This window comes from Streptomyces sp. NPDC026589 (assembly GCF_040638385.1).
Taxonomy (GTDB): Bacteria; Actinomycetota; Actinomycetes; order Streptomycetales; family Streptomycetaceae; genus Streptomyces.
On the sequence record NZ_JBEZYG010000002.1, the window covers coordinates 1 to 24,260 of the forward strand.

22 protein-coding genes, 1 tRNA gene and 1 pseudogene are annotated in these 24,260 nt (G+C 72.2%); 14 read left to right on the top strand and 10 right to left on the bottom strand.

Translation table 11 applies throughout. From position 1 onward, the window contains the following. Nucleotides 1–222 precede the first annotated feature (222 nt). Both AB0F29_RS03015 and AB0F29_RS03020 read left to right on the top strand, forming a co-directional pair. A tRNA-Val gene (locus AB0F29_RS03015) sits at nt 223–297 on the top strand. Nucleotides 298–679: 382 nt separating this feature from the next. Continuing rightward, on the top strand, nt 680–1,051 hold the full coding sequence (locus AB0F29_RS03020; RefSeq protein ID WP_361867033.1) for a hypothetical protein: 372 nt from the start codon (nt 680–682) through the stop codon (nt 1,049–1,051). A gap of 342 nt (nt 1,052–1,393) precedes the next feature. On the opposite strand, the pseudogene AB0F29_RS03025 reads toward AB0F29_RS03020, so the two are convergent. Further along, nucleotides 1,394–1,672 (bottom strand): annotated as a pseudogene (locus tag AB0F29_RS03025) (nuclear transport factor 2 family protein); the annotation flags it as partial. A 298-nt stretch (nt 1,673–1,970) separates the two neighbouring features. Here AB0F29_RS03025 and AB0F29_RS03030 point away from each other — a divergent pair. Continuing rightward, nucleotides 1,971–2,639 (top strand): GNAT family N-acetyltransferase, encoded by a 669-nt coding sequence (locus AB0F29_RS03030; RefSeq protein WP_361867034.1) that lies wholly within the window; start codon nt 1,971–1,973, stop codon nt 2,637–2,639. 284 nt (nt 2,640–2,923) lie between these two features. Further along, nucleotides 2,924–3,820 carry an inositol monophosphatase family protein gene (locus AB0F29_RS03035; protein WP_361867749.1) on the top strand — a complete coding sequence of 299 codons (897 nt, stop codon included), beginning with the start codon at nt 2,924–2,926 and terminating at the stop codon, nt 3,818–3,820. A gap of 52 nt (nt 3,821–3,872) precedes the next feature. Here AB0F29_RS03035 and AB0F29_RS03040 read toward each other — a convergent pair whose 3' ends face one another. Beyond that, nucleotides 3,873–4,496: a histidine phosphatase family protein gene (locus AB0F29_RS03040; protein ID WP_361867035.1), complete on the bottom strand. Its 624-nt coding sequence runs from the start codon at nt 4,494–4,496 to the stop codon at nt 3,873–3,875. Nucleotides 4,497–4,640: 144 nt separating this feature from the next. Between AB0F29_RS03040 and AB0F29_RS03045 the strand changes: the two genes are divergently transcribed. The 4 genes from AB0F29_RS03045 (at nt 4,641) to AB0F29_RS03060 (ending at nt 6,190) form a co-directional block, all read left to right on the top strand. Further along, nucleotides 4,641–4,859 carry a hypothetical protein gene (locus tag AB0F29_RS03045; protein WP_003969420.1) on the top strand — a complete coding sequence of 73 codons (219 nt, stop codon included), beginning with the start codon at nt 4,641–4,643 and terminating at the stop codon, nt 4,857–4,859. Nucleotides 4,860–4,942: 83 nt separating this feature from the next. Beyond that, a complete protein-coding gene (locus AB0F29_RS03050; protein ID WP_361867037.1) occupies nt 4,943–5,287 on the top strand; it encodes a hypothetical protein in 345 nt (114 codons plus the stop codon). 135 nt (nt 5,288–5,422) lie between these two features. Further along, nucleotides 5,423–5,887 (top strand): hypothetical protein, encoded by a 465-nt coding sequence (locus tag AB0F29_RS03055; protein ID WP_361867038.1) that lies wholly within the window; start codon nt 5,423–5,425, stop codon nt 5,885–5,887. 81 nt (nt 5,888–5,968) lie between these two features. After that, the gene (locus tag AB0F29_RS03060; protein ID WP_007459290.1) at nt 5,969–6,190 is read left to right on the top strand and encodes a DUF2277 domain-containing protein; all 222 of its coding nucleotides are present in this window, start codon (nt 5,969–5,971) and stop codon (nt 6,188–6,190) included. Between the two features lie 45 nt (nt 6,191–6,235). On the opposite strand, the gene AB0F29_RS03065 is transcribed toward AB0F29_RS03060, so the two are convergent. Next, complete coding sequence (locus tag AB0F29_RS03065; protein WP_361867040.1) at nt 6,236–7,147, bottom strand: VTT domain-containing protein; 912 nt, start codon at nt 7,145–7,147, stop codon at nt 6,236–6,238. 197 nt (nt 7,148–7,344) lie between these two features. Between AB0F29_RS03065 and AB0F29_RS03070 the strand changes: the two genes are divergently transcribed. Beyond that, nucleotides 7,345–8,124, top strand: coding sequence for a superoxide dismutase family protein (locus tag AB0F29_RS03070; RefSeq protein WP_361867041.1), 780 nt, complete (start codon nt 7,345–7,347; stop codon nt 8,122–8,124). A gap of 189 nt (nt 8,125–8,313) precedes the next feature. Here the strand turns inward: AB0F29_RS03070 and AB0F29_RS03075 are convergent, their stop codons facing one another. The 3 genes from AB0F29_RS03075 to AB0F29_RS03085 form a co-directional block, all read right to left on the bottom strand. Further along, complete coding sequence (locus tag AB0F29_RS03075) at nt 8,314–8,763, bottom strand: DoxX family protein (RefSeq protein WP_361867043.1); 450 nt, start codon at nt 8,761–8,763, stop codon at nt 8,314–8,316. 117 nt (nt 8,764–8,880) lie between these two features. Continuing rightward, nucleotides 8,881–10,608: an alkaline phosphatase D family protein gene (locus tag AB0F29_RS03080; RefSeq protein WP_361867045.1), complete on the bottom strand. Its 1,728-nt coding sequence runs from the start codon at nt 10,606–10,608 to the stop codon at nt 8,881–8,883. 147 nt (nt 10,609–10,755) lie between these two features. Further along, a complete protein-coding gene (locus tag AB0F29_RS03085) occupies nt 10,756–11,400 on the bottom strand; it encodes an HNH endonuclease family protein (RefSeq protein WP_361867047.1) in 645 nt (214 codons plus the stop codon). 280 nt (nt 11,401–11,680) lie between these two features. Here AB0F29_RS03085 and AB0F29_RS03090 point away from each other — a divergent pair, with 280 nt between their 5' ends. Continuing rightward, nucleotides 11,681–12,415 carry an ABC transporter permease gene (locus AB0F29_RS03090; RefSeq protein WP_018958269.1) on the top strand — a complete coding sequence of 245 codons (735 nt, stop codon included), beginning with the start codon at nt 11,681–11,683 and terminating at the stop codon, nt 12,413–12,415. A gap of 187 nt (nt 12,416–12,602) precedes the next feature. Here the strand turns inward: AB0F29_RS03090 and AB0F29_RS03095 are convergent, their stop codons facing one another. Both AB0F29_RS03095 and AB0F29_RS03100 read right to left on the bottom strand, forming a co-directional pair. Continuing rightward, nucleotides 12,603–13,265, bottom strand: a complete 663-nt coding sequence (locus tag AB0F29_RS03095; RefSeq protein WP_361867049.1) for an HAD-IA family hydrolase — start codon at nt 13,263–13,265, stop codon at nt 12,603–12,605. Between the two features lie 246 nt (nt 13,266–13,511). Further along, nucleotides 13,512–14,714: a peptidoglycan-binding protein gene (locus AB0F29_RS03100; RefSeq protein WP_361867750.1), complete on the bottom strand. Its 1,203-nt coding sequence runs from the start codon at nt 14,712–14,714 to the stop codon at nt 13,512–13,514. A 362-nt stretch (nt 14,715–15,076) separates the two neighbouring features. Here AB0F29_RS03100 and AB0F29_RS03105 point away from each other — a divergent pair, with 362 nt between their 5' ends. After that, the gene (locus tag AB0F29_RS03105; protein WP_361867051.1) at nt 15,077–17,263 is read left to right on the top strand and encodes an MDR family MFS transporter; all 2,187 of its coding nucleotides are present in this window, start codon (nt 15,077–15,079) and stop codon (nt 17,261–17,263) included. A 60-nt stretch (nt 17,264–17,323) separates the two neighbouring features. Here the strand turns inward: AB0F29_RS03105 and AB0F29_RS03110 are convergent, their stop codons facing one another. Continuing rightward, nucleotides 17,324–17,812: a GNAT family N-acetyltransferase gene (locus tag AB0F29_RS03110; protein WP_361867052.1), complete on the bottom strand. Its 489-nt coding sequence runs from the start codon at nt 17,810–17,812 to the stop codon at nt 17,324–17,326. 208 nt (nt 17,813–18,020) lie between these two features. Here AB0F29_RS03110 and AB0F29_RS03115 point away from each other — a divergent pair, with 208 nt between their 5' ends. Both AB0F29_RS03115 and AB0F29_RS03120 read left to right on the top strand, forming a co-directional pair. Further along, nucleotides 18,021–19,079 (top strand): serpin family protein, encoded by a 1,059-nt coding sequence (locus AB0F29_RS03115; protein ID WP_361867752.1) that lies wholly within the window; start codon nt 18,021–18,023, stop codon nt 19,077–19,079. 149 nt (nt 19,080–19,228) lie between these two features. Beyond that, on the top strand, nt 19,229–21,409 hold the full coding sequence (locus AB0F29_RS03120; RefSeq protein ID WP_361867053.1) for a bifunctional glycosyltransferase 87/phosphatase PAP2 family protein: 2,181 nt from the start codon (nt 19,229–19,231) through the stop codon (nt 21,407–21,409). A 100-nt stretch (nt 21,410–21,509) separates the two neighbouring features. Here the strand turns inward: AB0F29_RS03120 and AB0F29_RS03125 are convergent, their stop codons facing one another. Further along, a complete protein-coding gene (locus AB0F29_RS03125; protein ID WP_361867055.1) occupies nt 21,510–22,763 on the bottom strand; it encodes a cytochrome P450 in 1,254 nt (417 codons plus the stop codon). A gap of 304 nt (nt 22,764–23,067) precedes the next feature. Between AB0F29_RS03125 and AB0F29_RS03130 the strand changes: the two genes are divergently transcribed. Next, nucleotides 23,068–24,246, top strand: a complete 1,179-nt coding sequence (locus AB0F29_RS03130) for a steroid 3-ketoacyl-CoA thiolase (protein WP_007459261.1) — start codon at nt 23,068–23,070, stop codon at nt 24,244–24,246. Nucleotides 24,247–24,260 lie beyond the last annotated feature (14 nt).

Below are 24,260 nucleotides of genomic sequence, written 5' to 3' on the forward strand. Positions count from 1 at the left end.
CCCTCCGGGATGTCGATGATCATGCCGGTCTCCTTCCCAGCCTGCCGACGGCAGGCCGCAGCGGAACGTCCAGTGCGTCGTGCAGCGCCCGGGCCGGTGGAGGCGCGGGGGGCGGTGCGGGGACCCGGGCGCCGGCACCGGCCCCGGTGGAGACGGCCCGGCCCCGTCCCGACCGGTTTATGAGCAGGGGCGCCGATCCATGTACGCTGTTGCCTCATCCACGGGTGCGTAGCTCAGGGGTAGAGCGCTGCTCTTACAAAGCAGATGTCGGCGGTTCGAAACCGTCCGCGCCCACCAGCCCGAAGACCCCCAGCCGATCATGGCTGGGGGTCTTTGACATCCACTTCCACATCAACGGGCGCGGTCACCCACGGTCGGGCCGCTGCCGCTTCAACATGCGGTCGAGGTGACTCACGGCCTCGCGCTGCGTGTCCTGCACGACGTGGGCACGGATAGGCCCGTGGGGCATGAGTCGAGAACCAAGCCCGCGGCTTCAAGACGATGCCTCCGGCGGGGGCGCTCGGACTCCGGGATGGGGGCCGGAATGGGAGCCGGGATGAGCGGAGGGCTGAGGCGGGAGTCGACCAGTACGCTACGCTCTGGCGCAAATTTTTAGGCAGAGATACAGAAGCACCGTTCGGGCGAATGCCTTGACAGAGAACAGGTAAGGGTGAGAGTCATGCTGACAAGGACGCTTCCCCCTGAGCAGTGGTGGATAGGCGCCATCATCTCAGGCGTTGTCTTAGTGATAGCCATACACCCCATAGCGACCACCGCGAAGAAAAAGCTGCTCCTGCCCTTGATACCCCTTGCCGGCGCTGCCTTCATCTACCTTGATGCGAACGGAGACGAAGGCGCCTACCCAGTGATCTGGTTCACGGTCATCATGCTCACCTTTGCGGCGATGAGGATGATTTTCGCTTCGCATCTCCGCCGTCAGTTCTCCTTGGTGCAGTCCGGACAGCAGATGCAACCACTGACGGGCCGACAGAACGCAGTCTTCTGGTGCACCTTCGTGGTTGTCATGGTTTCCCTGTTTATCGTCATCTGAGTTCCCACGACTATAGAGAGCGACGACCGCCTCTTGCGGTACGGGGAGCGCGGCGTAGTCCGTCCGCTGCCCGAGTGTGACAGGCAAGGAGCGGTTTGTTGTCTTCGCAGCCTTCGGTGTTGGCGTCATCATGGCTCTCGTCGATGCATCAACGACGGCGTACGACAGCAGAATCGGACGGCCATCAGCAGCGCCGAGGGTGGCCGTGCGAGTAGGGGCGGCAGTCGTCCGGCCGAACTTACAAGGCAGATGTCGGCGGTTCGAAACCGTCCGCGCCCATTCGTACGAAGGCCCCCGACCGGTCATGGTCGGGGGCCTTCGGCGTCTCCCTCACGTCCACGATCAACGCGCGCGGTCGCTCACCGCCTCCGCGATCGACAGGCTGTTCTCGTAGAGGTGGTGCCGGGTGACCCGGCCGTTCTCCACGGTGAGGCGCAGCGCGAACGGCCCCTCGAAGGGTCTGCCCGTCGCCCGCACCGTCCCCGACAGGTGCCCCGTCAGGACGGCGTCGGGGCCGTCCACGAGGAAGGCGTCGACGGAGGCGCGTGCGTCCTCGGGCACGGTGTGTTCCATCAACTCCGTGAACCGGGCCGCGCATTCGGCGGCCGTGGACCGGGGGCGGGGCCTGTCAGGGCTTCCCGTCGATGGGCCGGTCCGATCCTGCCGGGGCGGGCGTACGTGGTCGATTACGCAGGAGGTAATGCCGGAAGCGATGAGAGGGCGGGAGCGTCGGGGCTCCTCCCTGGGCACGTGTACGGGGGCATCCGGATGTCTGCCGCGCGACGGACCGGCCTACCCTGGGCCGGTGCGCCGCGAGAGCAGCGGATGAACGTCTCGTCGTCCATCGGCCCCCGTGCGGTGACGCAGGATGCGGCGAGACGACGGTTCGGCCGAACGACGAGGTGCGAGGGGGCAGTTCATGGGGCAGACGCTGGCCGAGATCCTGGGCGGGGCGGCGCACGGGCGGTTTCCGGAGACCGACGGGAGGACGACCGTGGTCGCCGCGCCGAGTGGCCGCGACACGGGGGTGATCGCCTTCACCGCGCACTCCGTCGTGTTCACCGATGAGGACCCCGAGTGGGTCCATGCGACGCTGGCCGCCCTGGAATGCGATGCGCTGGCCGCCACGATGCACCCCCGCTTCCTGACGGCCTTCCTGGAGCGCACCGGGCGGGTCACCGACACGATCGACCTCCTGACCGTGGCGGCCCCGCTGCCCGGTGAACCCGCGCTGGAGCTGCGGGAGGTCACCGATCCCGTACACCCGCGGGTGATGAGTGCCCGTCGACGCCGGGACGGGGTGCGGATGTGGGAGGCCGACGGGGGAGTGCTGGTGCTCGGGCGCGGGGTGGCGGGGCGGTGGGAGGTCGCCGTCGAACTGGACGAGGACGCCCGGCACCGGGGCCTCGGCCGCGCCCTCGCCACCGCCGCACGGCACCTCGTACCCACGGGCGAACCGCTCTGGTCGCAGCAGGCCGCGGGCAACGCGCGCAGCATCCGGGCGTTCCAGGCCGCCGGATTCCGCCCGGTCGGCTCGGAGGCGTTGCTGTTCGGCCGCGGTCAGCGGCAGGACGCCGGGGGAGTGTGAGGGCTGTGCCGCGTTCCCCGTACGGCGGCTGTGGCCTCCCGCTACTCTGCTCGCCATGATCGACTCACCCGCGAGCCCGACGGACACCGAGGTGGCGGCAGTCGCGGCCCCAGGCCCTGTCGTCGAACTCCCGTCTGCCCCGCGGCGCCATGCACGCACTCTCGCCGCACCGGGCCCACGCCCGAGTACGTCCAGTACGAGGACGTGAGCCCGGCACGCCGAGAGCACGCACCTGACCCCGCAGGGCCGCCCTCCGGGCGACGACGGGAGTTCGACGACAGGGCCTGGCCGGGGCGGAGGTCGTGCGCGCCAGGTACGGGCGCCGGCACTCCCGTATCGACAAGGGCGCCGGGGACTTCGCCACCGACGCGGATGTGGCCGCCGAGGAGGCGATCCTCGCCATCATCCGTGCCGCCCGGCCCGGGGACGCCGTGCACGGCGAGGAGGGCGGCCGGCGAGGCGCGGTCGACGCGGTGCGCGAGTGGTTGGTGGACCCGTTGTGCGGGACGCTCAACTACGCCACCGGCTCCCAACTGGTCGCCGTCAACGTAGCGCTGCGCGACGGCCCCGCCGCGGTGGCCGATCCGTTCAGCGGCGAGGTCTTCCTGACCGACGGCGAGACCGCGTGGGTCCGTTACGGTGCCTACAGTGCCTACGGGGACGCGAACAGCGGCGGTGCGGACGGGGACGGCAACGCGTACGGGTACGGGGACGGGCAGGCAGCCACCCCGACCCGGCGTGCCGCCGGCGGCTGGGCCTCCGGCTCCGTCGCGGGCCGCCGGCCGGTCGGCGAGGAGCAGTTGGCGCCGACGGCGGACACCCGGCTGGTGGACGTGAACCTCGATCCGCCCTTCCCCGGCGCGCCCACCTTCCGGGTCGTCGACCTGCTCGCCCACCCCGGGTTCGTCGAACGCTTCCGTCCCCGTGTCGTCTCCACGACGCTCGCCCTGGCCTGGGTCGCGGCCGGTCGGAGGGCCGCCTATGTCACCGACGGCGGCGACCTGAGCGGGAGCGTGCACTTCGCCGCCGGGATCGCCCTGTGCCGGGCCGCCGGCTGCGTCGTCACCGGGGTCGACGGTGCTCCCGTCGGGCCGGAGGGCCGTGGCCTCGTCGTGGCCGCGGACGCCGGAACGCACGAGCTGCTGATGTCGTTGATCCGCGGTCGCGGGCGGAGTGCCTGAGCCACCGCACCGCCTGCGCCGACCGGGGCGCCTCGGACGCATCGCGTCCCCCTCAGACGTGCAGCTCGGGAGGGAAGTCGGTCCAGCGGAGTTCGGCGGGCAGGTGGCCGGTGTCGTTGAACAGGAGGAGGGCCGGGGGGCGGCCGGGCGCGTAACGGATGACGGTCAGCGCGGCGTTGGCGTGGTTGATGCCCAGCCAGCGCCACTCCGGGGCGTCCAGGGCGGCCCGGACGAGCCAGCCGACCAGGAAGTTGTGGGTCACGAGGAGTTCGTGGCAGGGTTCGTCGCCCTCGACCGTTCCCGTGAACCGCGCGAGAGCCTGCCGGGCCAGCCCGGGCCCCTGCTCGCGCTCGGCCGCCGGGAACCCGGCCAGCCGGGCGAGCGTCTCGTCGGCCGACTCCGCCGGCAGCTCCTCCCGTCGCGGCAGGTACGGGATGTAGTCGCCGGCCGGTTCGGACCGCAGCAGAGGAACTCCCGCCAGCCGCTCGCCGACCAGCCGCGCCGTCTGCTCGGCGCGCGGGAGCGGACCGTGGTGGATCGCCGTGATGGGGGTCCCGCGGAGCCGCTCCCCGAGCAGCGCGGCCTGACGGCGGCCGGCGTCCGTCAGCGTGCTCTCGTCGGCGGAGGCCTGACCGTGCCGGGTGAGGTAAAGGTAGCGGGCGGCCGTTGCCGTCATGGGCGGTTCCTCCGTCGCGGTTCATGATCGTACGAACGTCTGCGGGGACGCCGGGCCATGATCGGGCGGTTCCGCCGAGGTGGGCGGGACAGGGGCCACGCCTCCCGGGATGCGCGGGGGCAGTGCTCGGGGCACCGTGGAGGCATGGCCGAGCACCCGCCCGTGATCGTCTATCCGCCCTCCGCGACCGGGGGGCGGCGGGTCACCGTGCACGGGCAGATCGTGGGCCTGGCGCACGGGCGGGGCGAGGTGGCCGCGCTGCTGCGGTCCGCCGGGTTCGCCCCGGGGCCCGACAAGGTCGTCGAACTGGACCGGCCGGGGCTGATCGAGTGGCGCGGCGGCGACCTCGACACGTGGGAGTGACCCCGTGCCACGCCACGTGGGAAATGACCCCGTGCCTCGACACCTGGGAGTGACCCCGTGCCACGACACCTGGGAGTGGTCCCGTGAAGCGTCGTCGAACGGTACGGGACAGCGTCTCGATCGAACCGCCGCCCGGCTATTACGTGGCTGGGGGCCGGCCCCCGGGCCCGGCGCAGCGCGCACTGATCCTGGACTGGATCGTGAGCCGGCGCATCGCGAGCGGCTGGCGCGTCGAGGCGCGTTCGGAGAGCCAGGTGGTGCTGGTGCGCGGGCAGCCGGTGAACCATGTGCTGCACGCCTTCCTCACCGTCTTCTCGTGCCTGGCGTGGGGGATCGTGTGGGCGGGCGTCGCCCTGGTCAACCGCGTCGAGCGGGTGGCGCTCACCGTCGACGCCCAGGGGCGCGTGGTCTCGGTCGGCGCGCCGTGACACCTCACCCGAACGGGCGCGTCCGGGTGGCCCCGCACCAGGGCCGGGAGGAGCGTCGGAGCTGACCTGCACGCATTACCAGGCAGGTCAGGACAGCGGGCGCCCGCCGGCGCCTGTTCCGGCTAAGGAGTCCTCATGTCGCAGCCCAGCACCCCCGCACCCGGCGCCTCGCGCCCCGCCGATCCTCGTCCGGGCGGCAACACCGGCAGTCCGTGGGCGGCCGGGGGAACCGTGTTCGCCGGTGTCCTGCTCTTTGTGGACGGCATCCTCGGCGTCCTGAAGGGCATCGCGGGGATCGCCTCGAACGATGTCTATACGAGCATCAACGACTACGTCTTCAAGTTCAGCGTGACCTCGTGGGGCTGGATCCACCTGATCCTCGGCGTGATCCTCATCCTCGTGGGCTGGGGCATCCTCAAAGGCGCGACCTGGGCCCGTGGCGCGGGTGTCGTTCTCGCCTCCCTGAACCTCATCGCCAACTTCATGTGGCTCCCTTACACCCCGGTCTGGGCCATCGTCACCATCGCGATCGACGTCTTCGTCATCTGGGCCCTGTGCACCGACCGGTCGAACCCGAGCGACCTGGTGCGGAGCAGCTGAGCGAGGAGCGGTCGGGCAGGCGAACCGGCCTGGCGGCCGCCAGGGGTGGGCGTTGTCAGTGGGGCGGTACACACTGGAGTCATGTGCCGCAGCATCAAGACGCTCCGCCCGCCCGCCCTCCCCGAAGAGGCCACCGAGGAGGACATGCGGGCCGCCGCCCTTCAGTACGTACGCAAGGTCTCCGGGTTCCGCGCGCCCGCCGCGCACAACCGGGAGGTCTTCGACCGGGCCGTCGACGAGATCACCGCAGCCACGATGAAGCTGCTCGACGGCCTGGAGATACGGGGCGCGGCCCGGGGCTGAGGCGCGCCGCCCGCAAACCGGCCGCTCCCCGGTGAGTCCCTCCGGTCAGGGGGCGGCCGGTGCGGGCGCCGAGACCGGTCCCGGCCCGCCGAGGGCGGCCGACCTGCCCGGGGGAGCGGCGCCGGGGGCGGGGGTGGGCGACGGCACGGACACGAGCGGGGACGTCCACGGCGTCACGGCCTCGGATCCGGATGCGGGGGTGGACGCGGACCCCGGGGGCCGTCCGGCTCCGGATGCCAGTGCCTCCGTAGTCGTCGGCACCATCTCCGATGCCGATGCCGATGCCGATGCCGAATCCGTGGTCGCCGCTGCCTCGGTCCTGGCTTCGGCCGCCGTCCGCGTCCCCGGGCGCTTCACCAGGAACGTGGCCAGCGCGCCCGCCACGAACAGGGCCAGTACGGAGACGGCCGTGCCGAACCACGTCGAGCCCAGCCACCGGCCGCCGAAGTAGCCGAGGCCCACGCTGTAACCCGCCCATGCCAGGCCCGCCAGCGCGGACCAGGGAAGGAAGTCCCGCTTCCTGCGGTGGGCGGCGCCCGCGCAGAGGGAGACCACGGAGCGGCCCGCGGGTGCGAACCGGGCGATGATCACCAGCGCGCCGCCGCCCCGGCTCAGCGCCGCGCCGAGAAGCTCCTGCGCGGAGGTGAGTCGCCGGGAGCGCGCGATGGCCCGGTCCAGCCGGTCGCCCCCGCGCCAGGCGAGCCGGTACGCGACGAGGTCGCCGAGCACCGAGGCGGTGGCCGCGCACAGGATCAGTACGACGAGCGAGGGGACCTGCCCGTCGGCGCCTTCACCGGCGCCGCTGACGCTCGTGGTGCCCGCTGCCGCCGCCGTGGCGGCCGTGATGACGAGAACGCCACTGGGCAGCAGGGGCAGAAAGACGTCCAGGAGAACGGAGAGGGCGACCACCGCGTAGATCCATGGGCTGCTGGTCAGCGCGGCCACACTCTCTGGCACCGTCTACTACTCCCCGCTCGTGTCAACGCCGCGACGTCGCAGGGGAGCGGCATGGGCGGCAGGTTCAGCTGTACAGCGTACGCGTGAGGATCATTCGGACGCTGCCCAGGGCGGGTGATGTTGTGCAGGTCACGTACACCTGGAGGCCTTGTGGCCGTTAGGCGGGGAGAACGACCGGCACGAGCGAGGAGCAGCGCATGACGGCATGGATGGTACGGACGGGACACGGTCCGGCGCACCCGATTTCGGGGCGGCGGGGGATGGCGGGAGGCGAGGGCGGGGCCAGGTCGCGGGGCCGGCGGGTCTCACGGGTCCCGGGCGTACTGGCAGGCACGGCGGCCCTGCTGGCGCTGGCCTGCGGTGTCGGCGTCGCCCACGGGACGGGCGGCGGCGGCGCGGCGGACGCCTCGGGCGGCCACGGCGCGCACGGGGCTCCCGCGGGCGGGGTCTCGGCGCGGGAGCCTGGCGGCGGCGGTGGAGAGCCGAGCCGCAAGGATGACGTCAGCGTCGCCGTGGGCGGCAGTTCGTGGATGCGGGCCGCGGGGGTGTTCTCCCCGCCCGGTTCCTTCGTCCCGTCCGACGCGCTGACGTACGACACCGGGCTGGTGCCGGCGGGCGCGCGGATCGAGGTCACGCAGTTCGCGGATCCGTCCGGCACCCGGGTCGGGGCCCGGCTGCGGGGGCTCGTGCCCGGCCGCGCGTACGGAATGCACGTGCACACCTCGCCCTGCGGCGCCGACCCCGCCGCTGCCGGGCCCCACTACCAGCACCGCCCGGCGGCGACGGCGGACCCGGTCAACGAGGTGTGGCTGGACTTCCGGACGGACGAGGAGGGCGACGGCCGCGCGGAGGCCCTGCACGGCTGGGGCTTCCGCGAGGGCGGGGCACGGTCGGTGATCATCCATGATCGACAGGGCGGTGCGGGGGAGCGGGCGGCCTGCTTCACAGTGCCGTTCGGGCCCCACGGGCGGGATTGACCGGCCTCCGCTCTTTCGGGCGGACGACGGCGTACGGCGGCGTCTCGCTCCTCCGCGTCACCGGAGGGTCGTGGCACCGCCGTACGCCCCGGCCGCTCCGCGCGAGGAGGCTCGGGGCAACGCCGAGACGGCAGGGTCGGCCGAGAAGGCAGGTCAGGTCGAGATGCCAGGTCCGGCCGAGATGCCAGGTCAGGCCGAGACGGCCGAGGTCTTGTCGCGCCTGGGCGTGTCCTGGGCGACGGCCGCCGTGTTCCGCGAACCGAAGAAGCGGTCCAGCGCGACGGTGCCCGGGCCGGTGAAGACCAGCAGCAGGAACGCCCAGCAGAACATCGCCGAGGCCTCGCCGCCGTTCTGGAGCGGCAGGAACGACTCGGGCTGGTGCACCTTGAAGTACGCGTAGGCCATCGACCCCGAGGCGAGGAAGGCGGCGGCGCGGGTGCCCAGTCCCAAGGCGACCAGGGACCCGCAGACCAGTTGGATCAGCGCGGCGTACCAGCCGGGCCAGGCGCCGCTCTCCGCCTGGTTGCCGCCGAGTACTCCGAAGAGCGTGGCGGCGCCGTGGAAGGCGAAGAGCAGGCCGACGACGAGGCGGAAGAGGCTGAGGACGTAGGGCTGGGCCTGGTTCAAGCGGATGAGCATGGGGGGCGGGCTCCTTCGGTCGTGGTGGGGACGTGAACCGATTGAGCGCCAAAGGTTAGGGAGACCTCAGCAATGCTTGCAACTTCAACATTCTGTCGAGTGGCTGAAAATCGCCTCCTACTCAGGGGTGAGTGAACGCTCAAGAACCGCTTCGAGCTGGGCTCCCTGCTTGCTCGCCTTGGCCTGGACCAATGTCAGCGCAGACTTCCGGCCATGCAACGTGAGCGTCATGAGCTGGTTGCCGAACCAGGGGCCGCCCGCCTTGTTCCAGTTCACCGGCGACGCGCCCGTACGGCCGTGGCGGGACAGCAGCTGGCCGATCCGCCGGCCCGCCCGGCTCCAGCCGAAACGGAAACCCGCTCGGATCGACCGGGGGATCGAGTTGTGCACGGGTGAGCAGGTCAGTTGAAGGACACGGGCGCTCGGTGCGTCCCCGGAGCCAGGCCCGGAATCGGTCCCCGGGCGGGAACCGGGTCCGGGGCCGGACTTCGGCCACCGTGGCTCGGCGACGTAGGCATGGTGCACATCGCCCGAGAGGACACATACCGTCGCCGGGGCGTCCGGGCCGCTCCCCGCCTCCCGCAGCAGCTCCGTGAACCGGTCGAAGGATTCCGGGAAGGCGGCCCAATGTTCCAGGTCGGAAGCGCGGCGGAGCTTCTCGCCGAAGCGCGCCCAGCGTGGCCCGCGTGCGCCCGCGCACAGGGCTGCGTTCCAGCGCTCCGCGTCATGGACGAGCGGGGGCAGCAGCCACGGCAGGGAGCTGCCGATGAGGAGATGATCGTATGAAGAGGGGTCGTCCAGGACCGCGTCCCGCAGCCAGTCGGCCTCCTCGGCGTCGAGCATCGCCCGCTCCTTCTCGGCCAGGACGCGGGCCGCGCGGGTGTCGACCATCACCAGCCGTACTCGGCCGAAAACACGCCGGTAGCTCCACCGGGTACGGGCGGGATCCGCGTCGGTCTCGGCGGCGAAGCGGCGCAGCGTCTCGGTACCGTCGGGCGATGCTCTGACCGCCGCGTACACGGGGTCGGCGGCCAGTTCGACGGGGGAGAGATTGCCCAGGTGCTGGTGGACCCAGTACGACATCAGCCCGCTGACGATCCGTTCGTGCCACCAGGGTGTGGCGCGCATGTCCCGCTGCCAGGCGGCGCTGGTGTTCCAGTCGTCGATGACGTCGTGATCGTCGAAGATCATGCAACTGGGGACCGTGGAGAGCAGCCAGCGGACCTCCGGATCGCGCCACGATTCGTCGTAGAGGTAGGTGTACTCCTCGTAGTCCGCGATCTCCGTGCCCGGCGCCTCGCCCAGGTCCCGGCGGGCGGCGAGTCTGCGGCGGGTCGCCCCGGAGGTCTCGTCCGCGTACACCTGGTCGCCGAGGAGCAGCAGGACGTCGGGCCGCTCGGCCGCCGGATCCGCGGCGAGGCGAGCGGCCAGGGTCACCAGGGCGTCCGGACCCACGGGGTCGTGCCCGCCGCCGGGAGCGGCCGCCCACCGGCACGACCCGAACGAGATCCGCATCCCGTCCGGCTCCGCCCCGGCGTCGCCCGCGGTCGCCGCGGACGGCGTGGTGATGGTGCTCGGCGGGAGGCGGGTGCCGCCGGGCGGCCAGACGCGCCGGGATCCGATCAGCACCTCGTAGGCCGTGGTGGAACCGGGGGTCAGCCCCTCTACGACGACCAGGGCGTAGTGGTGCCCGGCCACCGAGAAGGTGGGCGACGCCCCCGAGGCGCCGTCCGCGCACCGGACCTCCACGGTGCACGGACGGCTCGCCTCGACCCAGACGGTCGCGGTGGTCCCCGACTCCCAGTCGACGTACCGCAGCAGTGGTCCCAGGCGCAGCCCGGCCATGTGATATCTCCTCGCGACGCCGTCACGGATGGGGTCCGTAACGTACAGAACGCGGGAGGAGGGTGCACGGGTTCCGGTGGTCGGGCCGTGCGGGCGGGTCGGGCAGTCAGCGGCCGTGTGCGGTGGTCAGCGGGCCGTGCGCGGTGGTCAGCAGCCGTTCAGGGTGGACTGAAGGGCGCTCTTCTCGGCGGAGTCCACGGTCAGGTTGTAGTGCTTCTTGACGTGGACCCAGGCGCGGACGTAGGTGCACTTGTACGAGGAGCGCGGCGGCATCCATTCGGCCGGGTCCTTGTCGCCCTTGGACTGGTTCACGTTGTCGGTGACCGCGATGAGCTGGGGGCGCGTCAGGTCGTTGGCGAACGACTGGCGCTGGGCGGTGGTCCAGCCGCTCGCGCCGGAGCGCCAGGCCTCGGCGAGCGGGACCATGTGGTCGATGTCCACGTCGGACGCGGCGCTCCAGGTGGCGCCGTCGTAGGTCGAGTACCAACTGCCGCTGACCGCGGCGCAGGAGGAGTCCTGCTGGACGTTCGTGCCGTCACGCTTGAGGACGACCTCGCGGGTGTTGCAGGCTCCCGACTGGGTGAGCCAGTGCGGGAACTTGTCGCGGCTGTAGCCGCTGGACGAGCCCTCCGCGCCGACGGTGAGCTGGCCGAGGTAGGTGCGTGCGGTCGCCGCGCTGACCGGGGTGGGCATGGCGGCCTGCGCGCTCGGGGCGGTGAACAGGGCGGACGTGGCGGCGAGCGCGGCGGTTGCCGCGACGACGGAAAGGCGACGCGCGTAGACACCGGACATGCGAACTCCTTTGATGTGGGGGGTGCTTGGGCGGGCGTGCGGAGGCCCGGCCATCGTGGCGACGCCAGGTTTCCGTGGGGTGGGCGTCAGGTAACAGAGTGGCGACATGTGCACGTCACATCAAGGGGTGTGCAAGGGGAGTGCCGGATCGCGGGAGCGCGCGGAGCCGTCACGGGCGGTTCGTCCGGGTGGTGTTGGGTGTCCGTCGGGGGCTCGGGGGCGCTCGCCGTCCCGGGCGCGCCCCCCGGGGCGGTCTCGGGAGCGGCCCTATCGTTGCCGCGTGCTGCTTCCGGTCTCCCCCGCCCTCGGCGTCGTGCTCGCCGTCCTGCTGGTCCTCGCCGCCGCCGTCGCCGCGTGGGCCTCGCTGGGCCGGTCGCGCGAGATCCTCGTCGCCGGGGTGCGGGCGGCCGTCCAGCTCGCCGCCGTGTCCCTGCTCATCGGCTGGGTGGTCCGCTCCCTGGCGCCGCTTCTCGGTTTCGTGGCGCTGATGTTCGCCGTGGCCGTGTGGACCGCGGGTCGCCGGATCACCGGCAACCGCACCTGGCGGTGGGCGGCCGTGCCGATCGGGGCGGGCGTGCTGCCCGTGGTGGGGGTGCTGCTGCTGACGGGGCTCGTGCCGGTCCGGGGCCTGGCGCTCATCCCGGTGGCGGGCATCCTCATCGGCGGGGCGCTCACCGCGACGGTGCTCGGCGGGCGGCGCGCGCTGGACGAACTCGCCGGCCGGCGCGGGGAGGTGGAGGCGGGCATGGCCCTCGGGCTGCTCGACCGGGACGCCAGGCTGGAGATCGTGCGGCCCGCGGCGTCGGACGCGTTGCTGCCCGGGCTCGACCAGACCCGGACGGTCGGGCTCGTCACCTTGCCGGGGGCGTTCGTGGGCATGCTGCTGGGCGGCGCCTCACCCGTGGAGGCGGGCGCCGTGCAGCTGTTCGTCCTGGTAGCGCTGATGGCGGTGCAGGTGGTCGCCGTCGCGGCGGTCCTGGAACTGGTCGCGCGCGGGCTGTTGCATCGGGAGTGAGCCCCGCTCCGGAGTGAGCCCTGCTTCGTACTGGGCCCCGCCGGAGTGAGCCCCGCTCCGGAGTGAGCCCTGCTTCGTACTGGGCCCCGCCGGAGTGAGCCCCGCTCCGGAGTGAGCCCCGCTTCGAACTGGGCCCCGCTGCGAGATGGCCCCCCTTCGGTGTGAGGGGGCGGGCCAGGGAGGTGGCTCAGGCCTCGTCGATGTGCAGGCGGATCGAGCCGTCCTCGGCCGCCTCCACGCGCACCCGCGTCAGATCCTCGACATGGGCGTCCGGCGCGAGGGCCGCGGCGCGCGGGCCGACGCCCACGACGCGCATGCCCGCCGCCCGGCCGGCCGCGATGCCCGCCTCGGAGTCCTCGAACACGATGCACTCCGCCGCGTCGAAGCCCAGCTCCGCCGCGCCCTTGAGGAAGCCCTCGGGGTCGGGCTTGCTGGCCCCGACCTGCTCGGCGGTGACGCGGACGGCAGGCATCGGCAGCGCGGCGGCACCCATCCGGGCTGTCGCGAGCGCGGTGTCGGCGGAGGTCACCAGCGCGTGCGGCAGCCCGGCGATCGCGGCCATGAACGCGGGCGCCCCGCCGATCGGTACGACGCCCTCGACGTCGGCGGTCTCCTCGGCCAGCATCACCCGGTTGTCCGCGTAGTTCTCCTCCACCGGCCGGTCCGGGAGCAGGACGGCCATCGTGGCGTACCCCTGACGGCCGTGGACCACCTTCAGTGCGGCCTCGGGGTCCAGCCCGTGCTCGATCGCCCAGCGCCGCCAGCAGCGCTCCACCACCGCGTCGGAGTTCACGAGGGTGCCGTCCATGTCGAGCAGGAGGGCTTGTGCGGTGAGGACGGTGGGAGGCATCGGCTGCTCCAGAACGCGGGGAGGTGTGCGAACAGCCCGGGTGCGCGTGCCGCGGGGCGTAACGTACACGGGCTGCGAAGGGTGCGCGGTACGAGGTGTGCGGTACCACGTGCGGCAACCAGAGCAACCCCCGCCCGCCGGTCAGGGAGTGCGGGCGGGAGCTACTTTGTTCCATCACGATACAAAAACCGGGGCCGGAACGCCAATCCCCCGGCGCGGCGGGCGGTCCCGGTGCGCTCAGCGCCCTCAGCGAGCTCGGTGACGCCCGCCGCCGTTGGTCTCCGTCTCCAGCGCGCGCCGGGTGTTCGGCCCGTACACGCCCGCCGGATCGCCCTGGATCGCCTTGTACGACTGGTAGACCGCCACGGCGTTCCTCACCTGGTCGTTGTAGTTCCCGTCATGCTGCCCCGAGTAGAGCCACACCTCCGCGAGCCGGACCTGCAACTCGGCTACCTCCGGGCCCCGGTCGCCCGGGCGCAGCGAGGAGCCGGCCGGCCCCGGGGGCGGATCGGCGGGCGGTGCGGCCGGCGGAGCGCCGCCGTCCGGGGTGGTCGACGCGCTCGCCGTCGGTGACGCGGGCGCGGACGTGGTGGCGGTCGGCTCGGGCTCCCGGCTCTCCGTCGGCGAGGCGGACGCGGACGGTGGTGCGGACGGGACGGCCGAGGGGGACTGTGTACGGGGCGGCGTGGCCGACGCCGTGGGGGACGGGGCCACCGAAGCGGCCGGTTCGTCGTCCTCGGTGTCCGGGACGCTCGTGGTGGCCTCCGGCAGCGCCTCGTCCCCGCTGTCGTCGCCGCCGAACAGTCCGCCGGCGAAGGCCGCCGTGCCGACCACCGCGGCCACGGCCGCCCCCACGGCGAGCGCCCCGAAGGGGCGCCTGCGGCGCGGTCGCAGGGGGTCGGGGGCGAAGACGGGGGTCGCGCCCGCGGTCCGCCTCCGGCTTTCGTCCGGCACGGGGCCACTGCCGTCCGGGCCGTCCGGGCCGTCCGGCACGGAGCCCGTGCTCACGCCCAGGCGGCCGTCCGGGCCGTCGCCGCCCAGGAACAGCGGCATGGTGCGCGCCGCCGCCCCCGGATCGCTCACGGCCCCCGCGGTCCCCGTCGCGGGCCCCTCGGCGCCGGGCGCCGACGGGCCGGCCCCGGTAGCCGCGCCCTCCCGCGCGCGGGAAGCCGCGGCGTCCCGCATCCCGGAGTGCCGCGCGCCGTCCCACGTACCGGTGGCCATGCTCGCCCTCGTACCAGTGGCCGCGCCCTCCCGTGTACCGGCCCCGGAACGAGGCCCCCCGGCCTCGCCTCCGCTCGCCCCGGCGAGGTCCGTCAGCGTCACGTACGGCCGGATGCGCAGCGGGTCGAAGTCCTCGGCCGCGGCGATCTCCGCCGTACGGGCGGCGCGCTGTTCGTCCTCCGTGAGCTGCTGCGACGGCGCGCCGGCGCCGCACCGGCACGGCACCCGGTGCTGCATGCCGGGCTGCCCGGCCGTCTGTCTCCCGCACTCCGGGCATGCGTGTCCGGTCATGGTGGGTCCCCTCCCCTTGAGCTGCCTGCGATTATGCAGCCCGCTCCGGGGAAGCCCAACGGCCCGCTGGGGCTCGGCCCGCCCTCGGCAGGCCATAACGGGGCGAAACGTCCAGGATGGGGGTGTAGTGGATCAGCGCATCAGGCGATCAGCGGATTCGGCGGGTCAGTGAGTTCGGCGGGTCATCGGATTCACGGGTCAGTGAGTTCAGCCGGTCAGTGAGTTCAGCGGATCAATGAATTCAGCGGATCAATGATGCAGCGGATCAGTGGACGCAGCGGATCGAGGAGACGCCCATGGCCCAGCAGCTGAGCCCGTCACCCCCGGTGCCCGGTGAGGGACAGTCCCACCGGAGCGTCCTGGTGGCGATCGGTGCGCTGCTCCTCGGCATGCTGCTCGCGGCACTCGATCAGACCATCGTCTCCACGGCTCTCCCGACGATCGTCAGTGAGCTCGGCGGCCTCGACCATCTGTCCTGGGTGGTGACCGCCTACCTGCTGGCGGCCACCGCGGCGACCCCGCTGTGGGGCAAGCTCGGCGACCAGTACGGCCGCAAGAAGCTCTTCCAGACCGCGATCGTGATCTTCCTGATCGGCTCCGCCCTCTGCGGGGTCGCCCAGAACATGCCCCAGCTGATCGGCTTCCGGGCCCTCCAGGGACTCGGCGGCGGCGGACTCATGGTGCTGTCGATGGCCATCGTCGGCGACCTCGTCACACCGCGCGAACGCGGCAAGTACCAAGGGCTCTTCGGCGCGGTCTTCGGCGTGACGAGCGTCCTCGGGCCACTCCTCGGCGGCTTCTTCACCGAACACCTCAGCTGGCGCTGGGTCTTCTACATCAACCTGCCGATCGGCGTCGTCGCGCTGGTCGTCATCGCGGCCGTCCTGCACATCCCGGTCCGCCGCGAGAAGCACACCATCGACTACCTCGGCACCTTCCTCATCGCGGCCGTCGCCACCGCCCTGGTGCTCGTCGCCTCCCTCGGCGGCACGACCTGGGCCTGGAGCTCTCCGCGGATCATCGGGCTCGCGGTGCTCGCCGTCGTGCTGCTCGTGGCCTTCATCGCCGTCGAGCGGCGCGCGGCCGAACCCGTACTGCCCCTGAAACTCTTCCGGATCAGGACCTTCGCCCTCGTCGCCGTGATCAGCTTCGTCATCGGCTTCGCGATGTTCGGCGCGATGACCTACCTGCCGACCTTCCTCCAGGTGGTCCACGACATCACCCCGACGATGTCCGGTGTGCACATGCTGCCGATGGTGTTCGGCCTGCTGATCACCTCGACCGGCTCCGGCCAGATCGTCAGCCGCACCGGCCGCTGGAAGGTCTTCCCGGTCCTGGGCACCGCCATCACCGCCGTCGGGCTGCTGCTGCTCCACCAGCTCGACGAGAACAGCTCCACCTGGCTGATGAGCGCCTTCTTCTTCGTCTTCGGAGCCGGTCTCGGCCTGGTGATGCAGGTCCTCGTCCTGGTAGCCCAGAACTCCGTCTCCTACCAGGACCTCGGTGTCGCCACCTCCGGCGTGACGTTCTTCCGGTCCATCGGCTCCGCGTTCGGCGTGGCCATCTTCGGGACCATCTTCGCCAACCGGCTGACCGGGCAGCTCACGGACGCGCTCGCGGGCCAGTCGCTGCCGCCGGGTGTCGACGCGGGGCGGCTGGCCGCCGACCCCCGGGCCATCGGGCAGCTCCCGGCCGATCTGCGGCCCTCCGTCCTCGGCGCGTACTCCACCTCCATCACGGACGTCTTCCTGTACGCGGTCCCGGTGGTCCTCCTGGCCTTCGTCCTCGCCTGGTTCCTCCGTGAGGACAAGCTCCGGGGCTCGGTGACCGCCCCCGACACCAGCCAGACGCTCGCCTCCAACCCCGTCGAGCGCTCCTCGTACGACGAGTGCGCCCGCGCCCTGTCGGTGCTCGCGACCCGGGAGGGCCGCCGTGAGATCTACGAGAGGATCACCGCGCGGGCGGGGTACGACCTGCTGCCCGCCGCCAGCTGGCTGCTCCTGCGGATCAAGCGGCACGGCACCGTCGAACCCGCCCGGCTCGCCGAGACGGCACCCGTACCCCTGCACGTGATCACCGATGCGGCCCGGCAGGTCGAGGAACGCGGACTGGCCCGCCGGGAGGGCCTGCAGATGATCCTCACCGACACCGGGGCCGAGGCCGTCGTCCGGCTCTCACAGGCCCGCGAGGACTCCCTCGCCGAACTCCTCGGCGACTGGTGGGGCCCCGAGCGCCCCACCGACCTGGTCAGACTCGTCGGCGAACTGACCGCCGAGGTCAGCGGCTCGACCAGGGAGCGCCCCCACACCCCGCAGCCGCCCCGCGACCACGAGGCCCACCTGCGCCAGGACGAGCGCGAGGCCCACGAACGGCGCTTCGACGAGCGCGAGGGCCACGACCGGCGCCCCGACGACGACCATGAGGGCCGGTACCGGCGGCCCGACGACCGTGACGACCTCGGCCACCGCCCCCCGCCCGCCTGAGCAATTGACGCGTCCGCGCGCGTCCGCGCCTGCGCTCGGGCCCGGACACAGCCGCCGCCGTCACAGCTCCTTGGCGAACCAGTGCTCCGCGTACTGATTGCGTCGGTGGAACGCCGGCACTTCCCGGTATCCGTGCTTCGTGTACAGCCCGCGTGCCTCGACCAGGTCGTTGCGGGTGTCCAGCCGCAGCAGCCGTACGCCGTACGCCCTCGCCGCCTCCTCCACCGCGGCCAGCAGCAGCCCACCGCCGCCCGTGCCCCGGAACGCCGGGCGCACGTACACCCGCGTCAGCTCCGCCGTGCCCGGACCGGCGGACTCCGTCAGCACCAGCCCGGCGCAGCTCGCCGCCTTGCTCCCGTACCGGCCGACGACGAACTGCCCGGTCGGCGGTACGAGCAGGTCGGCTCCGTCGCCGTCGAGCCCGTCGTCGATCTCCTCGGCGGTGGCGGGCCGCCGCCAGTAGCGGCTGGCGACCTCGTCGTAGTAGTCACGGCGCAGGGCGCTCGCGTCGGGGGAGTCGAATCGTTCGGCGGCCACGGTCCAGGTCATGTGGGGCATTCTTGCTGCCGCACGGCCGAACGGCGACGCAATTTACCTGTAGGGGGCAGTAGTGACCGATGTGTCCGCGACCACGACCGGAGCCGCGACCGGAGCCGCGACCGACGCCACGACCGACGCAGCGACAGATGCCACGACCGACGCCGCGACCACGACCGGAGCCGTCCAGCGCCTCGCCGAGCGCTGGATACGGGACGGCATGGCAGCGGGGGAGGGTCCCGGCGGTACGGGGACGGGCACCGGCTTCGTGTGCTCGCCCGCCGGGCTCTGGCTCGCCCTGGCCGCCGTGGCCGCCGGTGCGCGCGGGGCGACCGCGGCCGAGCTGCGGGCGCTCCTCGGCACCGCGGACCGGGAGGCCGCGCCGGCCGTCACGGAGCTGGCCCGCGCGCTGGCCCGGACCGGGGCGCTGGGCGTGGCCACCCGGGTCTGGAGCCGGGTGGCCGTCCTCCCCGCGTTCCAGGAGGCGCTGCCGGACGTCCGCTTCGACCCGATGGACGCGGCGGCCGCCGACGCCTGGGTCCGCGATGCCACCGGAGGGCTGATCGAGCGGCTGCCGCTGGAGATCACCGACGAGACCCTGCTCGCGCTGGTCAACGTCCTGGCGCTGAAGGCCCGCTGGGAGAAGCCCTTCGAGGCCCGGCGGACCCAGGACCTGCCGTTCACCGACGCGGCGGGGACGGTCGGTCCGGTGCCGACCATGGTCAAGGACGTGCCGCCGGCCGACGCCTGGACGGCCGGCGGGGCGTACGTCGTCGAGCTGCGCTGCGCGACGGAACCGGGCGGCGGCCCCGGGGCCCGGGTCCGCCTCGTCCTGGGGGAGCCGGGGGCCGGGGCCGGCCGGGTGCTGCCCGTGGGCTGGGCGCCACGCGCCGTGGGCGTCCCGCTGGACACCGACCGGGTGACCATCGGGCTGCCCCGGCTCACCCTGCGGACGCGGGTGCCCGTCACCGGGCAGCTGGCCTCCCTCGGCGTCCGGCTGGCCCTGACGGACGCCGCGGACTTCTCCGGTCTCTCACGCGAACCCCTCGCCATCTCCGACGTGGTCCAGGAGGCCGTGCTGAAGATCGCCGAGGAGGGCGTAAAGGCCGCGGCCGTGACGGTGGTCGCGATGCGGGCGGCGGGCGCCGCCCCCCGGCCGCGGCGGGTGCGCCACATCGCCTTCGACCGCCCCTTCGGCATCGTCGTGCTGGCCGGGACCGAGGACACCCCGCTGTTCACCGCCTGGCAGGCCCAGGCCCCCGCCGACCCGGACGCCTGAGACCTGTCAGCGGTCTCCCGTCATCCCCACGGACGACATCTTCCGGACCGAAGCAGGATGACAGTCAGGCAAAGAGGGGGTTGATTGTGTCTACCTCGTAGGGCAATGCGAGGCTTCATCCGGCATGCCCCCACTCGAAGGGGAGATGCATGGAACGGTGGGAGGGTCGGCGCAGCGTGGTGAATGCGGATCACAGTGTGCGCGGTGACGCGGCGACGGACACGGGAGGGAGAGCCGGGCTGGTCCGGGCCCTGCTCTGGCTGGTCGTGGCCGTGCTGGCGGTACGGCAGGTGGCGGTGGTGCTCCGGCAGCCACCGGGGGAACGGCTCCTCGATCTGGAGACCTGGATCGGGGAGAACGGTGTCCTGCACGTGACGGGCTCGCTGTACGACAGCGGCCGGTTCACCGGCACGCCCTTCGCCGGGCTGGTCCTGAAACCTCTCACCGCGTCGGCCCAGGAGGCCCTGGGCGTGGCGTGGACGTTCGGGTCCCTGCTGCTCGTCGTCGCCCTCGGCATCGTCGCGGCCCGGGCCCTGCCCTCGCCGGTGGGCCGCCGGACGGCCCTGCTCGCGGCCCCCGTCGCGATCAGCCTGCTCATGCTGTCGCTGCCGGTCCGCAACACCCTGCACCTGGGCCAGACCAGCATCCTCCCCGTCCTCCTGGTGCTCCTGGCCTGCTTCGTCGTCCGGGAGCACCGGGCGGCGGGCGTCCTCGTCGGTCTCGCCGCCGCCTTCCAGCCGGTGCTGCTGCTCTTCGCCGCCCTGCTCTGGCTGACCGGCAGACGGCAGGCGTCGCTGAGCGCGGGCGTGACCTTCGCCCTCGCCACGGCCGCCGCCTGGGCGGCGGCGCCGAAGGACTCGTGGACGTACTGGGTGCACCATCTCGCGGGCGCCGGACTGGCGGAACGGCCGGACAGCCTCGCCAACCAGTCCCTGCACGGGGCGCTGCTCAGGCTCGGCCTCGAAGGCCCCGTGGAGATCGCCCTGTTCCTGGTGCTCTCCGCCGCCGTCGTGGTCGTCGGACTGCGCCGCGCGGTGCGGTACGCGCAGGACGGGCAGTTGCTCCTCGCGGTGGCCGTGACCGGCTGCGTCGTGGTCGCCGTCTCGCCGACCGCCTGGCAGCACCAGCTGCTCTGGGTGCTCCTCGCGGTCGTCGGCAAGGTCGGCAAACGGGCCTCCGACCGGCTGGTCTGGCCGTCCGTGGTGCTGCTGGTCGTCACCCTGCCGGGCACGATGCTGCTGCCGAACATCGAGGCGCTCTTCCCGGTCCGCGACAACGTGCTGCTCCTCGTGGCGCTCGGCGCGGCCTGCCTCGCCCCGTTCGTGCCCCGCACCTCGCCGTACTGGCAGCACCCGGTCCCCACCGACTACGCGAAACCGGTCGCGGCGCGCTGGAGACGCGTGCCGCTCCTGCCGTTCTGGCGCCGGGTCCTCACCCGCCCCAACCTGCTGCTGGAACTCCTGCTCATCCGGGTCGTCTACGACGCCTACGCCCAGGTCCGCCTCGCCGCCAGGGCGGGCCGCCCGCTCGCCGAGGAGCACGGCCGGCAGATCCACGCCATCGAGCAGTGGCTGCACATCGACATCGAGCACTGGGTCAACCACACGGTCGTGCAGATCGCCTGGCTGCGTGAGTTCTTCGACTACTACTACTCCACGTTCCACTTCATCGTCCCGCTGACGATCCTCGGTGTGCTGTACGCGCGCCGCCCCGCCGACTACCGCTGGGTCCGCTCGTCCATCGGCTTCGCCACGCTGCTCGCGCTCGTCGGCTTCTGGCTCTACCCCCTGGCCCCGCCCCGGCTCATGCCCGGCCTCGGCTTCATCGACACCGTCCACGGGGTGCAGGACTTCGCGAAGCCCGACTACGGGACCCTGACCACCGTCACCAACCAGTACGCGGCGATGCCATCGCTGCACTTCGGCTGGTCACTGTGGTGCGGGGTGGTCATCGTGATGCTGGCCCCGAAACTGTGGATGAAGGCGCTCGGCCTGCTGCACCCGCTCTTCACGATCGCCGCGATCGTGGCCACCGCCAACCACTGGGTGCTCGACGCGGCCGGCGGCGCACTCGTCGTGGCGATGGGCTTCGGGCTGACATATCTGCTGTCGGGGCCGCGGAAGCTTGTGACCGGGCAGGAGCAGGTGACCGGGACGGCGACGGAACCGGCGGAGCCACCAGCGGCCGAGGCCTCCGTGGCCTCCAAGACCTCCAAGGCCGCCGAGGCCACGGAATCCGCCGAAGCCGAAGCCGAAGCCGAAGCCGTGGAATCGCCCGGACCCGCCCTCGTACCGGAGCATGAACCCGCCGAAAGAGTCGGCGGCAAGTAGCAGCAGGCCGAAGGGGTGCCGGGACGGCTGAAATACGTCCCGGCACCCCTTCGGCATGATCGCCGCGTCCTCGCATGGTCCGCGCGCCGCGCGGCCGGTGTCAGGTGGCCGCGACCGTCGTCACCTGGAGCTGCTTGATCCCGTTGAGCCAGGCCGAACGCAGCCGCCGCGGGTCCTCCAGGAGCCGGAGGTCGGGCAGTACGTCGGCGATGGCGTTGAAGATCAGGTCGATCTCCATCACGGCCAGCGACTTGCCCAGACAGAAGTGCGGGCCGCCGCCCCCGAACCCGAGGTGCGGGTTGGGGTCGCGGGTGATGTCGAAGGCCTCCGGTCCGTCGAACACCTCGGGGTCGTTGTTGGCCGAGGAGTAGAACAGCCCCACCCGCTCGCCCTTCCTGATCCGCTGACCGCCCAGCTCCAGGTCCTCGGTGGCGGTCCGCTGGAAGGAGACGACCGGGGTCGCCCAGCGCACGATCTCCTCGGCCGTGGTCTTCGGGCGCTCCCGCTTGTAGAGCTCCCACTGTTCGGGGTGGGTGAGGAAGGCGTGCATGCCGTGACTGATCGCGTTGCGGGTCGTCTCGTTCCCGGCCACCGCGAGCAGGATCACGAAGAACCCGAACTCGTCCGAGGACAGGTTCCCCTGCCCCTCCGCCGCGACGAGCCGGCTCACGATGTCCTGGGCCGGGCACTCCTTGCGGGCAGCCGCCAGGTTCATCGAGTACGCCACGATCTCCATCGCCGCCTCGGCGCCGACCTCCTCGGTGATCGCGTACTCCGGATCGTCGTACGCGGCCATCTTGTTGGACCAGTCGAAGATCTTCGAACGGTCCTCCTGCGGTACGCCGATGAGCTCGGCGATGGCCTGGAGCGGGAGCTCCACCGCGATGTTGGTCACGAAGTCGAAGGAGCCGTCGGCGTCGGCGGAGGCCAGGGCGGTCTCGACGATGGAGCGGGCCCTGGAGCGCAGGGCGGTCTCCAGGGAGCGCACCGCGCGCGGGGTGAAGCCGCGCTGGACGATCTGGCGGACCCGGGTGTGCTCCGGCGGATCCATGTTCAGCATGATCAGCTTCTGGACGTCGATCTGGTCGCGGCTGATCGTCTCGTTGAAGCGGATGACGGCGGTGTTGGTGTTCGAGGAGAACAACTCGGGGTGCGTGGAGACGTACTTGACGTCCGCGTGACGGGTGACGGCCCAGTAGCCCTCGTCGCCGAACCCGGAGATGTTGCGGGGCTGGGTGCACCACCAGACCGGCGCGGTCTCCCGCATCATCGCGAACTCCGGGTGTGGCACGCGGGCTTGGAGGAGGTCGGGGTCGGTGAAGTCGAACCCGTCGGGCAGATGGGGGCAGCGCATGGGCACCTCTCCACTCCGGATCAGTCGGCGGACCGGCCGGCGGTCGCGACTGTCTGACGCTCCATCAGAAGTTGCCCGCAAGGTAGTAACGAGTTCTACAAGTGGCAAGAGTCGTGGCCGGATCTCTTGCCCCGGGTGTCGGTGCGGGGCGCCGCACTGCCGGAGGGGCGCGCGTGCGGTGCGTGCACGCCTCTTGCGCAGCCGGGTCGCCGTCACGAGACTGCTAGCAGAACTAGAACGCGTACTAGTTCCTTCCGTGGGCGCCGGGACGCCCCCTGCGGAAGCGCGAGGAGAGGACGAGCTCATGGCCGCGGAACCCGTCATCGTCGAAGCCGTACGCACTCCCATCGGCAGGCGCGGAGGCGCACTCGCCAATCTGCACCCCGCCTATCTGCTGGGCGAGACCTACCGTGAACTTCTGGGGCGCACCGGCATCCAGGCCGACTGCGTCGAACAGATCGTCGGCGGCACCGTCACCCACGCCGGTGAGCAGTCCATGAACCCGGCCCGCAACGCCTGGCTGACCGTGGGGCTCCCGTACGAGACCGCCGCCACCACCGTCGACTGCCAGTGCGGCTCCTCGCAGCAGGCCTCCCACATGGTCGCCAACATGGTGGCCGCCGGGGTCATCGACGTGGGCATCAGCTGCGGCGTCGAGGCGATGTCCCGGGTGCCGCTGGGCAGCGGTTCCAAGCACGGCCCGGGAAAGCCCTGGCCCGACGAGTGGAACGTCGACCTGCCCAACCAGTTCGAGGCGGCCGAACGCATCGCCCGCAAACGCGGCCTGACCCGGGAGCGGGTCGACGCGCTCGGGCTGCTCTCCCAGCAGCGGGCGGCCGCCGCCTGGGCGGAGGAGCGCTTCAAGCGCGAGACGTACGCCGTCCAGGTCCCGACCACCGAGGAGGAGCAGGCGGCCGGTCAGGGCATGTGGCGGCTCGTCGACCGGGACGAGGGTCTGCGCGACACCTCGATGGAGGCGCTCGCGGGGCTCAAGGCCGTCATGCCGAGCGCGATCCACACCGCCGGGAACTCCTCGCAGATATCGGACGGGGCCTGCGCGATCATGTGGTCCTCCAAGCGCATGGCCCGAGCCCTGAAGCTCAAGCCCCGGGCCCGGATCGTGGCCCAGGCCCTCGTCGGCTCCGACCCGCACTTCCATCTGGACGGCCCGATCGACGCGACCCGGGCGGTGCTCGGCAAGGCGGGCATGACGCTGCGGGACATCGACCTCGTCGAGATCAACGAGGCGTTCGCGTCGGTGGTGCTGAGCTGGGCGCAGGAGTTCGAGGCGGACCTCGACGGCCTGGAGAAGGTCAACGTCAACGGCGGCGCGATCGCGCTGGGTCACCCGGTCGGCGCGACGGGCGCCCGGCTGATCACCACGGCCCTGCACGAGCTGGAACGCCGCGACAAGGAGTTCGCGCTCATCACGATGTGCGCGGGAGGGGCCCTGGCGACGGGCACGATCATCCAGCGGCTGTGACCCCGTGACGGCAC

Bases quoted from the DNA above. Each gene is read 5' to 3' on its own strand.
- AB0F29_RS03020 (WP_361867033.1), top strand. From the start codon at position 680: ATGCTGACAAGGACGCTTCCCCCTGAGCAGTGGTGGATAGGCGCCATC.
- AB0F29_RS03030 (WP_361867034.1), top strand. From the start codon at position 1,971: ATGGGGCAGACGCTGGCCGAGATCCTGGGCGGGGCGGCGCACGGGCGG.
- AB0F29_RS03040 (WP_361867035.1), bottom strand. From the start codon at position 4,496: ATGACGGCAACGGCCGCCCGCTACCTTTACCTCACCCGGCACGGTCAG.
- AB0F29_RS03045 (WP_003969420.1), top strand. From the start codon at position 4,641: ATGGCCGAGCACCCGCCCGTGATCGTCTATCCGCCCTCCGCGACCGGG.
- AB0F29_RS03055 (WP_361867038.1), top strand. From the start codon at position 5,423: ATGTCGCAGCCCAGCACCCCCGCACCCGGCGCCTCGCGCCCCGCCGAT.
- AB0F29_RS03060 (WP_007459290.1), top strand. From the start codon at position 5,969: ATGTGCCGCAGCATCAAGACGCTCCGCCCGCCCGCCCTCCCCGAAGAG.
- AB0F29_RS03070 (WP_361867041.1), top strand. From the start codon at position 7,345: ATGACGGCATGGATGGTACGGACGGGACACGGTCCGGCGCACCCGATT.
- AB0F29_RS03075 (WP_361867043.1), bottom strand. From the start codon at position 8,763: ATGCTCATCCGCTTGAACCAGGCCCAGCCCTACGTCCTCAGCCTCTTC.
- AB0F29_RS03080 (WP_361867045.1), bottom strand. From the start codon at position 10,608: ATGGCCGGGCTGCGCCTGGGACCACTGCTGCGGTACGTCGACTGGGAG.
- AB0F29_RS03085 (WP_361867047.1), bottom strand. From the start codon at position 11,400: ATGTCCGGTGTCTACGCGCGTCGCCTTTCCGTCGTCGCGGCAACCGCC.
- AB0F29_RS03095 (WP_361867049.1), bottom strand. From the start codon at position 13,265: ATGCCTCCCACCGTCCTCACCGCACAAGCCCTCCTGCTCGACATGGAC.
- AB0F29_RS03105 (WP_361867051.1), top strand. From the start codon at position 15,077: ATGGCCCAGCAGCTGAGCCCGTCACCCCCGGTGCCCGGTGAGGGACAG.
- AB0F29_RS03110 (WP_361867052.1), bottom strand. From the start codon at position 17,812: ATGACCTGGACCGTGGCCGCCGAACGATTCGACTCCCCCGACGCGAGC.
- AB0F29_RS03115 (WP_361867752.1), top strand. From the start codon at position 18,021: ATGGCAGCGGGGGAGGGTCCCGGCGGTACGGGGACGGGCACCGGCTTC.
- AB0F29_RS03120 (WP_361867053.1), top strand. From the start codon at position 19,229: ATGGAACGGTGGGAGGGTCGGCGCAGCGTGGTGAATGCGGATCACAGT.
- AB0F29_RS03125 (WP_361867055.1), bottom strand. From the start codon at position 22,763: ATGCGCTGCCCCCATCTGCCCGACGGGTTCGACTTCACCGACCCCGAC.
- AB0F29_RS03130 (WP_007459261.1), top strand. From the start codon at position 23,068: ATGGCCGCGGAACCCGTCATCGTCGAAGCCGTACGCACTCCCATCGGC.